The organism is Prescottella equi (assembly GCF_002094305.1).
Taxonomy (GTDB): domain Bacteria; phylum Actinomycetota; class Actinomycetes; order Mycobacteriales; family Mycobacteriaceae; genus Prescottella; species Prescottella equi.
This window is the reverse complement of the sequence record NZ_LWTX01000006.1, coordinates 70,333-84,183: the sequence shown is the minus strand read 5'-3', so window position 1 is coordinate 84,183 and position 13,851 is coordinate 70,333. Positions and strand designations below refer to the sequence as shown.

Annotated in this window: 13 protein-coding genes; 5 read left to right on the top strand and 8 right to left on the bottom strand. The window is 69.0% G+C overall.

Annotation, left to right across the window (positions count from 1 at the left end; genetic code table 11):
• Window positions 1-11 precede the first annotated feature (11 nt).
• Window positions 12-1,589, top strand: coding sequence for an AMP-binding protein (locus A6I89_RS16010; RefSeq protein ID WP_022597854.1), 1,578 nt, complete (start codon window positions 12-14; stop codon window positions 1,587-1,589).
• 25 nt (window positions 1,590-1,614) lie between these two features.
• On the opposite strand, the gene A6I89_RS16005 is transcribed toward A6I89_RS16010, so the two are convergent.
• The 6 genes from A6I89_RS16005 to A6I89_RS15980 form a co-directional block, all read right to left on the bottom strand.
• The gene (locus A6I89_RS16005) at window positions 1,615-2,373 is read right to left on the bottom strand and encodes an FAD-binding oxidoreductase (protein ID WP_005517716.1); all 759 of its coding nucleotides are present in this window, start codon (window positions 2,371-2,373) and stop codon (window positions 1,615-1,617) included.
• A gap of 43 nt (window positions 2,374-2,416) precedes the next feature.
• Complete coding sequence (locus A6I89_RS16000) at window positions 2,417-2,794, bottom strand: hypothetical protein (protein WP_022597852.1); 378 nt, start codon at window positions 2,792-2,794, stop codon at window positions 2,417-2,419.
• A 79-nt stretch (window positions 2,795-2,873) separates the two neighbouring features.
• Entirely contained in the window at window positions 2,874-3,728 is an 855-nt protein-coding gene (locus tag A6I89_RS15995) for an NmrA/HSCARG family protein (protein ID WP_022597850.1), read from the bottom strand.
• Window positions 3,729-3,789: 61 nt separating this feature from the next.
• The gene (locus A6I89_RS15990; RefSeq protein WP_022597848.1) at window positions 3,790-4,290 is read right to left on the bottom strand and encodes a nuclear transport factor 2 family protein; all 501 of its coding nucleotides are present in this window, start codon (window positions 4,288-4,290) and stop codon (window positions 3,790-3,792) included.
• A gap of 16 nt (window positions 4,291-4,306) precedes the next feature.
• On the bottom strand, window positions 4,307-5,527 hold the full coding sequence (locus A6I89_RS15985) for an ABC transporter substrate-binding protein (protein WP_022597846.1): 1,221 nt from the start codon (window positions 5,525-5,527) through the stop codon (window positions 4,307-4,309).
• 198 nt (window positions 5,528-5,725) lie between these two features.
• Window positions 5,726-6,889, bottom strand: a complete 1,164-nt coding sequence (locus A6I89_RS15980) for an FAD-binding oxidoreductase (RefSeq protein ID WP_022597844.1) — start codon at window positions 6,887-6,889, stop codon at window positions 5,726-5,728.
• A gap of 243 nt (window positions 6,890-7,132) precedes the next feature.
• Here A6I89_RS15980 and clpB point away from each other — a divergent pair, with 243 nt between their 5' ends.
• Window positions 7,133-9,685: an ATP-dependent chaperone ClpB gene (gene clpB / locus A6I89_RS15975; protein ID WP_005517724.1), complete on the top strand. Its 2,553-nt coding sequence runs from the start codon at window positions 7,133-7,135 to the stop codon at window positions 9,683-9,685.
• A 65-nt stretch (window positions 9,686-9,750) separates the two neighbouring features.
• Here the strand turns inward: clpB and A6I89_RS15970 are convergent, their stop codons facing one another.
• On the bottom strand, window positions 9,751-10,695 hold the full coding sequence (locus A6I89_RS15970) for an alpha/beta fold hydrolase (protein WP_013417158.1): 945 nt from the start codon (window positions 10,693-10,695) through the stop codon (window positions 9,751-9,753).
• Between the two features lie 148 nt (window positions 10,696-10,843).
• Here A6I89_RS15970 and A6I89_RS24660 point away from each other — a divergent pair, with 148 nt between their 5' ends.
• Window positions 10,844-10,987, top strand: coding sequence for a hypothetical protein (locus A6I89_RS24660; RefSeq protein ID WP_005517726.1), 144 nt, complete (start codon window positions 10,844-10,846; stop codon window positions 10,985-10,987).
• 94 nt (window positions 10,988-11,081) lie between these two features.
• A complete protein-coding gene (locus A6I89_RS15965; RefSeq protein WP_005517727.1) occupies window positions 11,082-11,480 on the top strand; it encodes a DUF1801 domain-containing protein in 399 nt (132 codons plus the stop codon).
• Window positions 11,481-11,541: 61 nt separating this feature from the next.
• Here the strand turns inward: A6I89_RS15965 and A6I89_RS15960 are convergent, their stop codons facing one another.
• A complete protein-coding gene (locus tag A6I89_RS15960; RefSeq protein ID WP_022597840.1) occupies window positions 11,542-13,167 on the bottom strand; it encodes a flavin-containing monooxygenase in 1,626 nt (541 codons plus the stop codon).
• 262 nt (window positions 13,168-13,429) lie between these two features.
• Here A6I89_RS15960 and A6I89_RS15955 point away from each other — a divergent pair, with 262 nt between their 5' ends.
• A complete protein-coding gene (locus A6I89_RS15955) occupies window positions 13,430-13,849 on the top strand; it encodes an RNA-binding S4 domain-containing protein (protein ID WP_005517730.1) in 420 nt (139 codons plus the stop codon).
• Window positions 13,850-13,851: the final 2 nt, after the last annotated feature.

Sequence of the window (13,851 nt, the reverse complement as noted above, 5' to 3'; positions counted from 1 at the left end):
AAGGAACACACATGACCGACGAGTTCGACGACCTTCTCCACCGCCCGCGTTTCCTGGCTGACCTGCTGATCACCGCGCTCGAGCGCAACGCCGACCGGCCGGCGCTCTACCTCGGTGACGTCGTGCTCACCGGCGGCCAGATGCGCGACCAGATCAGCAGTTTCGGGCAGGCCCTCGAATCGCTGGGCGTCGGCAAGGGCTCGACCGTCGCGATGCTGTCGAAGAACCGCCCCGAGGTCCTCATCAGTGTGGGCTCGCAGATGATCCTCGGCTGCCGCAACACCGCGCTCGCCCCGATGGGTTCGCTCGACGACCACAGCTACATCCTGGGCGACGCCGAGATCGAGACCCTCATCTTCGACCCGACGGCCTTCGAGGGCCGGGCGGCGGAGCTGAAGGCCACGGTGCCGACGCTGAAGAATCTGTTCTCGCTCGGCCCCTCCGAGGTGGGCGTCGACATCCTCGAACTGGCGAAGACGTTCGCGCCGCAGCGGCTGGTGGCCGCGGCCGTGGACGGCGACGACCCGTCGAGCATGGTCTACACGGGCGGCACCACCGGTAAGCCGAAGGGCGTGGTCAACACGTTCCGCTCCGGCGTGACGCTGCCGCAGATCCAGATGGCCGAATGGCAGTTCCCGGACGAGATGCGGTTCCTCGCGTGCACGCCACTGTCGCACGCGGGCATGGCGTTCTTCGTGCCGACGCTGATGCGCGGTGGCTCGCTGGTGGTGCTGCCGGCGTTCGAGCCCGGCGCCGTCCTCGAGGCGATCGAGAAGTACAAGATCACCTCGACCATGTTGGTGCCCACCATGATCTACATGCTGCTCGACCACCCGGATCTCGAGACCCGCGACGTCTCGAGCCTGCAGACACTGTTCTACGGCGCCGCCGCGATGTCGCCGTCGCGACTGCAGGAGGGCATCGCGAAGCTCGGACCGATCTTCTTCCAGTACTTCGGGCAGAGCGAGTGCGGCATGACGATCACCGTCATGCGCAAGGAGGAGCACGACCCGGAGAACGTCGAGCGACTCGCGTCGTGCGGCCGCCCCGTGCCGTGGCTCGACGTCCGCCTGCTCGACGACGACCTGAACGAGGTGGCGCAGGGCGAACTCGGCGAGATCTGCGTGCGCGGGCCGCTGGTGATGAAGGAGTACTGGCGCAAGCCGCAGGAGACAGCCGAGGCGCTGCGCGGCGGGTGGCTGCACACCGGTGACATCGCCCGCGCCGACAAGGACGGCTTCCTCTACATCGTCGACCGCAAGAAGGACATGATCGTCACCGGCGGCTTCAACGTGTTCCCGCGCGAGATCGAGGACGTCATCTCCGGGCACCCCGCGGTCGCGTCCGTCGCGGTCGTCGGAGTGCCCGACGAGAAGTGGGGCGAGGCCGTCAAGGCGTGCGTCGTGCTGCGCGACGGGCAGACGGTGGAGGCGGCCGAACTCGTCGAACGCGTCCGGTCGGCAAAGGGTTCCGTGCATGCACCCAAGTCGGTGGACTTCGTCGACGCGCTGCCGCTGACCCCGCTCGGCAAGCTCGACAAGAAGGCCCTGCGCGCACAGTTCTGGGAGGGCGCCGCGCGCTCGGTGTGATCCGAACGCCGCCCGCGCCGATCCGTCAGAACGGGTCGGCGCGGATGGCCTCGGCGGGGGTTCCTGTGGCGATCAGCCGCTCCCGGGTGGTCTGCACCATCGCCGGCGAACCACACAGCAGCACCTGGTGGTCGACGAAGGCGCCGTGATCGGCGACGACGTCGGCGAGGGTGCCCTCGAGCAGATCGTCCTCGTGGAAGTTGACCGGCCCCACCTCGGCGACGATGCGGTCGTACCACTCGTCGGGCCCGCCCGGATCGGTGACGTCCTCGACGATCGGAACCGTGGTGAGCCACGGCAGTTGCTGCGTGAGAACCCACAGCATGTCCGACGCATACAGATCGGTGGCGGTGCGGCCCCCGACGAACAGGTACACCTGCGGCGGATTCTCGACCTGCAGCAGATCCAGGATGAGCGCCCGCAGCGGGGCCAGGCCCGTGCCGCCCGCGACCATCACCACCACGGCGGGGCCGTCCTCGTCGATGCGGAGATCGCCGCGCGGCGAGGAGATCTGCCACCGATCGCCGGGCCGAGTGTCCTCGACGATGCTGCGGCTCACCCAACCGCCCGGCACCGTCCGCACATGGAACTCCAGCTTGCCGTCGAGCGACGGCGGCAAAGCCGGGGACAACCGGCGCGGCAACCGCGGGTGCTGCGGCACAGCGACGTCGACGTACTGTCCGGCACGGAACGGAACGGGGTCGCCGATCAGACGCACCACCGCCAGATCGTTGCGGAGACGGTGGTGTTCGACGACGGTCGCGGTCCAGGAATCCTGCTGCATGCCGATATTGTCCCCGGTTCGGTGGAACCGTGTGAATGTCAGGTCACGAGGTGACGACGCGGCGGTTGTGCCGCCACTGGGCGGCGCACAGGACGCCGGTGAGTACGGCTACGACGGCGATCGGCAGCACCACAGCCGTAGTGGGGCTTCCCACGGTGCGGCCGAAGACGCCCGCTCCGAACGCCACCATGGGTGCTCCGCTACCCGACAGCAGGTCCCATCGCCGGGGACGAACCGGGGGCCGACCCGACCACGGCAGCCGCAGCCCGCGGTTCTCCCGCAGCGTGCGGGCCGTCGCCGCCGCAGCGAGTGCCCCGCCGACGCACGTCACCAGGGCGCTGACGACTGCGAGGCCGGTGGACGGTGGTGCGACGCTCAGTGCGACGCCCGCGGACACGATTACGACGAACCAGACCCCCACGACCCAACCCCGTTGGGGCGGGGGAGTGTCGGGGCGACCGCGGTCGACCGGTCGCATGGGTGGGATGTGGTGCACGCCGTCAGCTCGCCGTCCCGAACGTGCGGGTGGCCCAGTCCGCGAACGACGTCCAGCCGACGTCCGGGAATTCCGCGTGCAATGCGTCCAGGTCGACCCGGTAGCCGGGGCCGTTGAGGAACCACCACATCGCGTGCATGTCGGGGCTCTCGATCGCGCCGAGGGGCACCTGTTCGAACCGGACCGGCGACCCGATCGCGGCGGTGAGTGCCGCGGCCATGGCCTCGGGAGTCGGCGCGTCGCTTGCCAGTTCGATGCGGCGTCCGGAGAAGGACTCGGGGGAGAGCAGGACGTGCGCGGCGAAGGCGCCCAGATCACGACGATCGAGTTGCTGCAGCGGGCGGTCCTGCGGCAGCGGCAGGTCGAGCACCCCCTCGGTGCGGATCCGGTCCTCGCCGCCGAGCGCGTTGTCGTAGAAGTAGGTGGGCCCGAGGATCGTGTGCGCCAGACCGCTCGACCTCAGATCCGCCTCGATCACCCGCTTGCTCTCGAAATGCGGGACACCGCTGTCCTGGTCCGCGCCCGCGACGGAACTGAACACCAGGTGCGGCACCCGCGCCCGCCCGGCCGCGGTGATGATCGTGCGTCCCTGATCGATCTCGGCGTCGACACCGGACTCGAACGGGGTCGTCATCGCGAAGACCGCCGCGACGTCCGTCATCGCGGCGGCCAACGAGTTCGCGTCGTCGAGCGACCCGGTGACGATCTCGGCGCCACGCTCGGCGAGGGCCCGGGCGCCGGACGAGTTCGGGTTCCGGACCAGGGCGCGCAGCGGTGCACCACGCTCGAGCAGTGCGGTGCACACCGCACGTCCCTGCCCGCCGGTGGCAGCGAGCACGAGAATCGGGTGGTCGGGCATCGGATCTCCTCCGGTCGCGGACACGGGGTGCTGCCGACGCGAGCCTACATCCGGGCCGGGGTCAGTACGAGTGGAACCAGCCTCGGTCGCGCCGCACCGCCACCTCCCGTCGATGCGCGATTCGCCAGCCTTCCGGCGTTCGCCGATACTGCACCGTGTAGTGGCCCGCGACGTGGGCGTGGCGGGTCTCGGTGTCGGACGAGGCGCCCGACCGGAACTCGAAATGTACTCGCGCCGTAGCCTCGTCGCCGTCCAGCACGATCGAGGGAGTGTTGAGCAGATGGATCCCGGACGTCGTGGCGGTGAAGTCGACGCAGAACTGTCGGAGAGCGTCGCGTCCCCGGACCGTGGTGCCGGGGACCGCCCCGACCTGCGCGAGTTCGAACACTCCGTCCACGGTGAACAGCGCCGCCCACGCGTCGGCGTCGCCGGAATCCCACGCCGGCGAGTAGGCGCCCTCCAACTGCAGGACGGCGAGGGTGTCCTCGACCGCCCGCAGCCGGTCCTCGACCGAACCGCCCGGTGGCGGACTCGGTGCGTGCAGCGGTGATGTCGTCGTCATGGTCGGAGTCCTTCGTTCACGCGGCTGCCGGATTGCCGTACTGGCCGTTGACCACCTTGCTCGGCGGCACGAAGCGGTAGCCGTCGTCGGCGAGGTTGGGGGCGTGCGACTGCGCCGAGTAGTGGTAGCGCGGCAGGAACGCGGTCTTCGCGTCGTCGAGCACGTCCTGATCCTCGAGTGCCTTCGCGAGTTCGGTGGCGTCCGTGGTGGATCCGACCTTCTTCGCGGCGGCGGCGACGAGGCCGAACGGGTCGTAGTTGTCGGCCAGGATCAGCGTCGAGGGAATCGATCCCATCGAGGCCATCGCGTCGACCATCGTGTTGACGGCGGCGTCGGACGCGTCGTAGACGGTGCTCGGGAACACCTGCATCACGAGATTGGACGCCGCCCGGGTACCGAGCGCGCCCTCGGGGGCCGGCTTCGCGATCAGCGCCGTGCCGGAGACGGACGTGTTGCCGATCAGCGGGATGTTCCAGTCGAGACGCTCGAGGCTCGAGAGCAGATAGCCCAACGGCGCACCGTAGGCGTCGATGACTAGTGCCTGCGTCCCCTTGTTCGTGAGCGCCTGCAGCTGCGCCGTCATGTCGAGGGCCGCAACGTCGTACTCCTCGGCGCCCGATGCGCTGACGCCCTCGGCGGACAGCGCGTCGTCCATCGCCTGGCCGAAGGCCTCACCGTAGGCGCTGCTGCCGTGGATGACGCCCACCTGCTGGTAGTTCTTGCTCTTCGCGTACCGGGCGATCGACACCGCGTACTCGGTGGGCGACGGGGACAGGTCGAAGTTGAGCGGGAACTGCGCCGGGTCCGAGGAGTCGTTGGTGGGACCGACATTGAAGGAGAGGATCTTGTTCTGCTTCAGGATCGGGAGCGTCGCCGCGGACACCGTGGACGGACCCGAGTTGAGGTACAGGTCCGGCCTCTTGCCGGAATTGATCGCGTCGCGCAGGTTGGACACGGCCTTGGTCGCGTCGCCGCCGTCGTCGGTGACGGTGAGTTCCACCTGGCGGCCGCCGATTCCGCCGTCCTTGTTGACCTGCTCGACGCCGGCCTTGGCGGCGAGGATCGAGGTCTGCGCGTTCGCGGCCAACGATCCCTGACCGCTGATCGCCCCGGTCACCAGGACGCGGAACGGCCCGCTGTCGGACGCCTCGTCGTCGGCCGCCGAACTCGAACAGCCCGCGAGGGTCAACGCGGACACGGCGATCGACGCCACGAGCGCTGAGTGCCGAAACTTCATGCCAGTTACCTCCAGTGGAGACACGACGGATGGCAAGCGGATGCTTGGATGCGCCGACACTAGGGGTGTGACACGGGTCGCGTCAACGACCTCGGCTCACCGTGCGCGTGTCGAATGAATCTGCGCGACAGTGTGTTTCGAGTCCACTAGTCCGGTCGGGCGACGGATTCCACGGGTGCTCCCGCTGGGTGGGCCGTTTCAGCGCAGCGGGTCGTGCGAGATGGCCTCGACCGGAGTGCCCGCCCGCTGCAACGCGTACGCGGTGGTCTTGACCATCGACGGCGAACCGCAGATCTGGACCTGCCGGTCGGCCCACGATCCGAAGCGGCTCACCACGGCGCCGATCGGCCCGCGCAGTCGCTGGTGCAAGCCGTGTGGCGGTTCGAGCACCGGATACGGGTGCCACCACGGGTTCTCGTCCTCCTCGGTGACCGGGACGATGGTGAGCCACGGGTTGCTCAGCGACAGATGCCAGAGCGTCTCGATGTCGTACAGGTCGCACGGGTAGGCGCCGCCGACGAACAGGTGTACGCGCGGATTGATCCCCCGGTGCGCCATGTCCATCACCTGGGCGCGCAGCGGGGCCAGGCCGGTGCCGCCCGCGATCATCAGCACGTCCCGGTCGCTCGCGAGGTCCACGTGCAGGCCGCCGAGCGGAGAGCTGATCTGCCAGCGGTCCCCGACCGCCGTCTCGTTCACCATCGCCGGGCTCACCCACCCGCCGGAGACCCGCCGCACGTGGAACTCGATCTGGCCGAACGGGTTCGTCGGGATCGCGGGCGAGAGATAGCGCCACATCTGCGGCCGCTGCGGAATCTGCACGCTCACGTACTGGCCGGCCGCGTACGGGATCGGTGAGTCGCACTCGAGGCGGATGATGGCGAGGTCGCGCAGCACCCGCTCGTGACCGACGACGGTGGCACCCCAGAGGGCCGGGAAGTCGTCGGCGTCGGCGGCGTCGGACATCGTGGTGGTGATCAGCGCGATCATCTCCCGCCACGCGGCGTCGCTCTCCGGGCTCCACGGCTCGTCCGAGTCGACGTCGCGAGCCGCGTCCAGCAGGGCGTTGCCGGCGGCGGCGTAGTGCTCGCGCTCGACACCGTACTTGCGGTGGTCGCGACCGAGCTGGGCGAGGAACGGTAGCAGGCGATCGGTGTCGTCGAGCCCGCGCACGATGAACTCGACCGCGGAGACCAGCTTCGCGCGCTGCGCGTCCATCCCGGCCGGGAACAGCGACCGGCACTGCGGGAGCCGTCCGAAGAACTGCGTGTAGAAGGTGCGGGCGAAGCGGTCGCGGTGGCCGGGGGACGCGGTGACGGTAGTGAAAAGTGAGCGGATGAGCCCGATCTCGGCCGTGTCCACGTCGTCCTCCCTCGCGTGTTCCTGGCCCGGGCGTGGGAAACCGACCGGCACCGCATACCAGTGTGCACCGCGCCGGACGGTGTCCCGGTGGTGGCCTCGCCGACCGTGGGGGAAATCTCTTCGATATTGTCGAAGTTGAGCGGAACAGACTCAAGGTTTCGTTCGTTGAGGGTAACGACAGCCGTACGGATCCGTCCGCCGCGGCACAATGCTTACGTTCGTTCGTCGCAAGGAAGGTGACCAGTGGACTCGTTCTCTCCCACCACCAAGACCCAGGCCGCGCTGACGGCTGCGTTGCAGTCCGCGGCCGCGGCGGGCAATCCGGACATCCGGCCCGCGCACCTGCTCGTGGCGCTGCTCGACCAGACCGACGGCATCGCTGCGCCGCTGCTCAAGGCCGTCGGGGTCGATCCGACGGTGGTGCGGCGCGAGGCGCAGGTCATCGTCGACCGGCTGCCGCGGGCCACCGGTGCCACCACCCAGCCGCAACTCGGCCGCGAGGCCCTCGCCGCCATCACGTCGGCGCAGCACCTGGCCACCGAACTCGACGACGAGTACGTCTCCACCGAGCACGTCATGGTGGGGCTCGCCGCCGAGGACTCGGACGTCGCGAAGCTGCTCGTCGGGCACGGCGCCACCCCGGAGGCGCTGCGCGACGCGTTCACCGCCGTCCGCGGTAGCGCGCGCGTCACCAGCCCCGACCCGGAGGGCAGCTACCAGGCGCTCGAGAAGTACTCGACCGACCTCACCGCCCGCGCCCGCGAGGGCAAGCTCGACCCGGTGATCGGCCGCGACACGGAGATTCGCCGCGTCGTGCAGGTGCTGAGCCGGCGCACCAAGAACAACCCGGTGCTCATCGGCGAACCCGGCGTCGGCAAGACCGCGATCGTCGAGGGGCTCGCACAGCGCATCGTCGCCGGTGACGTCCCGGAGTCGCTGCGCGGCAAGACCGTCATCTCCCTCGACCTCGGGTCGATGGTGGCCGGCGCCAAGTACCGCGGCGAGTTCGAGGAACGCCTCAAGGCCGTGCTCGATGACATCAAGAACTCGGCCGGCCAGGTCATCACGTTCATCGACGAACTGCACACCATCGTCGGTGCCGGCGCGACGGGCGAGTCGGCGATGGACGCCGGCAACATGATCAAGCCGATGCTCGCCCGCGGTGAGCTGCGGCTGGTCGGTGCCACCACGCTCGAGGAGTACCGCCAGTACATCGAGAAGGACGCCGCGCTCGAACGCCGGTTCCAGCAGGTGCTGGTCGGGGAGCCGTCCGTCGAGGACACCGTCGGCATCCTGCGCGGCCTCAAGGAACGCTACGAGGTGCACCACGGCGTGCGCATCACCGACTCGGCGCTGGTCGCCGCCGCGACGCTGTCGGACCGCTACATCACCTCGCGCTTCCTCCCCGACAAGGCGATCGACCTCGTCGACGAGGCCGCGTCGCGCCTCCGCATGGAGATCGACTCGCGTCCCGTCGAGATCGACGAGGTGGAACGCACCGTGCGCCGCCTCGAGATCGAGGAGATGGCGCTGACCAAGGAGACCGACGCCGCGTCCAAGGAGCGGCTCGAGAAGCTGCGCGAGGAACTCGCGGACGACCGGGAGAAGCTGCGTCAGCTCACCGCCCGCTGGCAGAACGAGAAGAACGCCATCGACTCGGTGCGCGAGGTCAAGGAGCAGCTCGAGGCGCTGCGCGGCGAGGAGGAACGCGCCGAACGCGACGGCGACCTCGGCAAGGTCGCCGAGCTGCGCTACGGCCGGATCCCCGAGCTGGAGAAGCAGCTCGAGGCCGCCGCGGCCGTGTCGGACGGGGCGTCCGACGGAGCCGTCATGCTCAAGGAGGAGGTCGGCCCGGACGACGTCGCCGACGTCGTCGCCGCATGGACCGGCATCCCCGCCGGCCGCATGATGGAAGGCGAGACCGCCAAGCTGCTGCGCATGGAGACCGAACTCGCCAAGCGGGTCGTCGGGCAGACCGAAGCGGTGCAGGCTGTGTCGGACGCGGTGCGCCGCGCCCGGGCCGGCGTCGCCGATCCGAACCGGCCCACCGGATCGTTCCTGTTCCTCGGCCCCACCGGTGTCGGCAAGACCGAGCTCGCGAAGGGGTTGGCGGACTTCCTGTTCGACGACGAACGCGCGATGGTGCGCATCGACATGTCGGAGTACAGCGAGAAGCACTCGGTGGCTCGGCTCGTCGGCGCCCCTCCCGGCTACGTCGGCTACGAGTCGGGCGGGCAGCTCACCGAGGCGGTGCGACGCCGGCCGTACACCGTGGTGCTGTTCGACGAGGTCGAGAAGGCGCACCCGGACGTCTTCGACATCCTGCTGCAGGTGCTCGACGACGGCCGCCTCACCGACGGCCAGGGGCGCACGGTCGACTTCCGCAACACCATCCTGATCCTCACCTCCAACCTCGGTGCGGGCGGTGACCGGGACCAGGTGATGGCGGCGGTGCGGTCGGCGTTCAAGCCGGAGTTCGTCAACCGGCTCGACGACGTCGTCGTCTTCGACCCGCTCTCGGAGGAGCAGCTCGAGTCGATCGTCGACATCCAGCTCGACCAGCTGGCAACCCGTCTCGCGGCGCGCCGACTCACGCTGGAGGTGTCGGACGGGGCGCGGCTGTGGCTCGCGGTGCGCGGCTACGACCCGCTGTACGGCGCCCGTCCGCTGCGGCGCCTCATCCAGCAGGCGATCGGCGACCAGCTCGCCAAGCTGCTCCTCGCGGGCACCGTCCGGGACGGCGACACCGTGCCGGTGACCGTCTCCGAGGACGGGGATCGTCTGGTGCTGGGCTAGGCGCTGCGCGCCCGTGCGCCTTTTCGGTAGTACGCACTACCGAAAAGGCGCACGGGCCGAAGGCCTCAGCCCGTGAACGGCGGGACGAAGAAGCACGGCACCGGACGCGGATTCGCCGGGTCCAGCGCATTGAGCACGTGCGTGGCTGCGATCGGGTCGGCGGCGATGCCCGCGTGCTCGGCGTAGTCGAGTGCGCAGCCGTCCTGCACGACGATGTTGGTGGCGTTCGGGGCCTCGACGAACCCGGCGGTGTACGGGACGACGGCCTCGTCGTAGCGGGTCATGATGTTGGTGTACGTCACCTGCGGCACGTACGGCCCACCTTCGTTCATCTTGTTCATGAAGTCGGTACCGGCCGCCATCTGGAAGCATGCCCCGCACAGCTTCTCGACCGTGTCGGCCTGCACCTGCTCGAGCCCCGCACGCTTGACGGCCGGTGCCAGCTGCGAGACACCGAGCGCGTCGACGCCCTTCCACAGGGGCGCCAGCGATACGTACTTGTCCACCTTGTCGGCACCGCCCAGGAACTTGAGGTAGTAGCTGGGCATCAACGTGCCCTGTGAGTGTCCGACGACATTCACCTTCGACGCCCCGGTCGCGGCGAGCACCCGGTCGACGAACTGCCCGAACTGCTGCGCGCTCTGCTCGATCGGCAGCATCCCGCCGATCGCGCTCACCGGCCACGGCATCCCGGGCACCCCACCGTAGGTCAGGGCGAACACGCAGTAGCCCTCGTTGGCGAGCAGCGGCGCGTACTTGCCCCAGTTGGTCTGCTGCCCACCGCCGGTGCCGTGTACCAGGATCACCGGTTCGGGATGCTCGGCGGTGGGCTTGCACGAGAAGTCGTTGGAGCCGGGTAGCGAGCCGGCCGGATTGATCAGCTCCGGCGGGATGCCGGAGAAGAAGCCGTCGGGCACAGCGAGCGGCGGGGTCGGCGCGGCCTGCGCGGTACCCGCTGCCAGGAGTATGGTCGAGGCTGCTATTGCAAGTCCTGCGAACAACTTTCGCACGTGAGCTCCCTGTCTCGGTGTGACGTCCCGACCGCTCGGGGGAACCTAGCACGAGCGGTACCGGCCGTAACGTGAAATGCGTGGACTGAAACGTTCGGACCCGCATCGCCGACAGGCAGGGTGAACCGACTACTGGAGGGGTGCACGAATGGGATCGGCTGCAGATATCACGTCCTGGCTGGCGGAGGGGTACCTCGCGGGTGACCCGATCCGGTATCCGCTCTACGTCGGCTCGATGTTCCTGGCGATGCCACTCCAGCTTCTGGGTCTCATCACGGGGCATCCTTTCTGACAACCGCTTTCGCTCCGATTCGTGGTGCGGTCTGCCCCGCCGTCGTCGATACTCGGGTGACCGGAGAACCCCACGCGCAGAGAGCGACCGCGACATGGCCACGAACAGTTCGAAGAACGCCGACGGTGTGCTCGCGCCGTCCGACCTGATCGATCAGCGCATCGAGGAACTGGGTGACTGGCGCGGCGAGAAGCTCGCCGAGATCCGGGAACTGGTGCACCGCGCGGATCCCGAGGTCGTCGAGGAATGGAAGTGGCGCGGGGTCCCGACGTGGTCCCACGCCGGGATGATCTGCACCGGCGAGACGTACAAGAAGATCGTCAAGGTCACGTTCGCCAAGGGTGCATCGCTGGACGACCCGACGGGGATGTTCAATTCGAGCCTCGAGGGAAACACCCGACGTGCCATCGATTTCCACGAGGACGACGAGATCGACGGTGCGGCGTTCGCGGCCCTCGTGCGGGCTGCTGTGCAGCTGAACCTGTCGAAGTAATGGATACGGCGAAGGCCCGGCACCTCACCACAGGTGCCGGGCCTCCGCCGTCATGCAGCGATCACCCCTCCAGGATCGCGAAGCCCTTGTAGCCGGAATCGGCGACCTCCGTGATGATCTGGCGGTAGCCGGCGAAGCCGCCGAGGAACGGCATGAACACCCGCGGGCGGCCGGGGATGTTGGCGCCGAGGTACCACGAGTTCGCGGTGTTCAGCAGCGATGCCTCGGCGCGGGTGCGGCATTCCTCGACCCAGTCGGCCACGGCCTCCGGTGTGCCCTCGATCGCCGCGGCACCGCGGTCGTCGAGGTAGGCGATCGCGTCGGCGACCCAGTCGACGTGGAGTTCGGAGTGCAGCACCATGTTCGCCAGCACCGACGGGCTACCGGGCCCGGTGAGGTTGAAGAAGTTGGGGAAGCCGTCGATGCCGAGACCGAGGTAGGTTTCGGGGCCGGCAGCCCACTTCTCCTTCAGCGACTGCCCGCCGCGGCCGACGATGTCGAGCTTGTCGAGCGAGCCGGTCATGGCGTCGAACCCGGTGGCGAGGACGATCGCGTCGAGGTCGTAGTGGGCCTCGGTGGTGTTGACACCCGCGGCGTCCATGCCGACGATCGGGGTGGCCTTGAGATTGACCAATTCGACGTTGTCGCGGTTGTAGGTCTCGTAGTAGCCGCTGTCGGTGACGATGCGCTTGGCGCCGATCGCGTGGTCGTCGGGGATGAGCAGATCGGCGATCGCGGGATCGTCGATGACGGCGCGGACCTTCTCCTCCCAGAACTCGCGGGCGGCGTCGTTCGCGGCCTGGTCGGTCAGCTGGTCGGGGAACGTCTTGGAGTAGAGGACACCGCCGAGCTTCCAGCGCTCCTCGTACGCGGCGCGGCGTTCCTCCTCGGTTGCCTCGAGCGTCAGCTTGGGGTGCGCGCGGTGCGGCGAGCCGCCACCGGACTCCCACGACAGCCGGCGTCGTTCCGCGTAGTTGGCCTTCTGCTCGGCGCGGGTGGCGTCGTCGAGCGGGGCGTTGCCGGCGGGGACGCTGTAGTTCGCCGACCGCTGGAACACGAACAGCTTGTCGGCCTGCTCGGCGATGTGCGGGATCGACTGGATGCCCGACGAGCCGGTGCCGATCACCCCTACCCGCTTGCCGTTGAAGTCGACGCCGTCGTGGGGCCAGTGCGCGGTGTGGAAGACGTCGCCGGCGAAGGTGTCGAGGCCGTCGAAGTCGGGGGTGTTGGCGTTCGACAGCGGACCCGCGGCGACGACGAAGAAGCGCGCCGAGACGACGTCGCCGCGGTTGGTGCGGACGGTCCAGCGCAGCGTCTCCTCGTCGAGGGTCGCGGACGTGACGCGGGTGTCGAACTGGATGTCGCGGCGCAGATCGAAGCGATCGGCGACGTGCTCGAGGTAGGCGAGGATCTCCGGCTGGGTGGCGTACTTCTCGCTCCAGTCCCATTCCTGCTCGAGCTCCGGGGAGAACGAGTACGAGTAGTCCACGGACTCGACGTCGCAGCGGGCGCCGGGGTAGCGGTTCCAGTACCAGACGCCGCCGACGCCGGACGCGGCCTCGAAGGCGCGGACCGTCAGACCCTGCTGACGGAACCGGTGTACCGCGTAGAGTCCCGCGACGCCCGCGCCGACCACGACGACGTCGAACGAAGCGGTGGTCCCCAGTGCCGAATCCTGTCCGTTCACGAAAACTGTCCTTCCACGAGCGTGAGCTGCCGGCCCGGATCGGACCAGACCTCACGGTTCTTGCGATGAATTCACGCTATGGCCGTGTGAACCACGTGACAGCGGACCGTCCCGCCCAGCGGGTCGTTTCCCTGGAACAGGGACTTTCGGCGAGCGACGAAACCGGCTTCTTGCAGGGCGGATGCCGCCCCGGTGCAGGCGCGGCAGGCTCCCACCACGAGGGACGATTCCGGCCCACGGGAGCCTCGGTAGCCTGGGCGACGTGCCGACCCCGAACCCCGATCCGACGAGTGCCCGCCTCGACAGCTGGATGTGGGCGGTGCGGCTGTTCAAGACGCGTTCGCAATCCGCGTCGGCGTGCCGTTCCGGTCATGTCCGGGTGAACGGGACGGCCGCGAAGGCGTCGGTGCAGGTCAAGCCGGGGGATGAGGTGCGGGTGCGGATCGCCGGGCGCGAACGGATCGTCGTCGTGGTCCGGCCGGTCGCGAAACGGGTCGGCCCGCCGATCGCGGCCGAGTGCCTGCAGGACAACAGCCCGCCGCCGCCGTCGCCGGAGTTGATCGCGTCGATCCCGCGGCGTGACCGGGGCGCGGGCCGGCCCACCAAACGCGAGCGCCGGGACATGGAGAAATTCCGCGGCTCGCGGGCTTCAGACGGATCTCAGAATCCGGATCTACCCTGAAC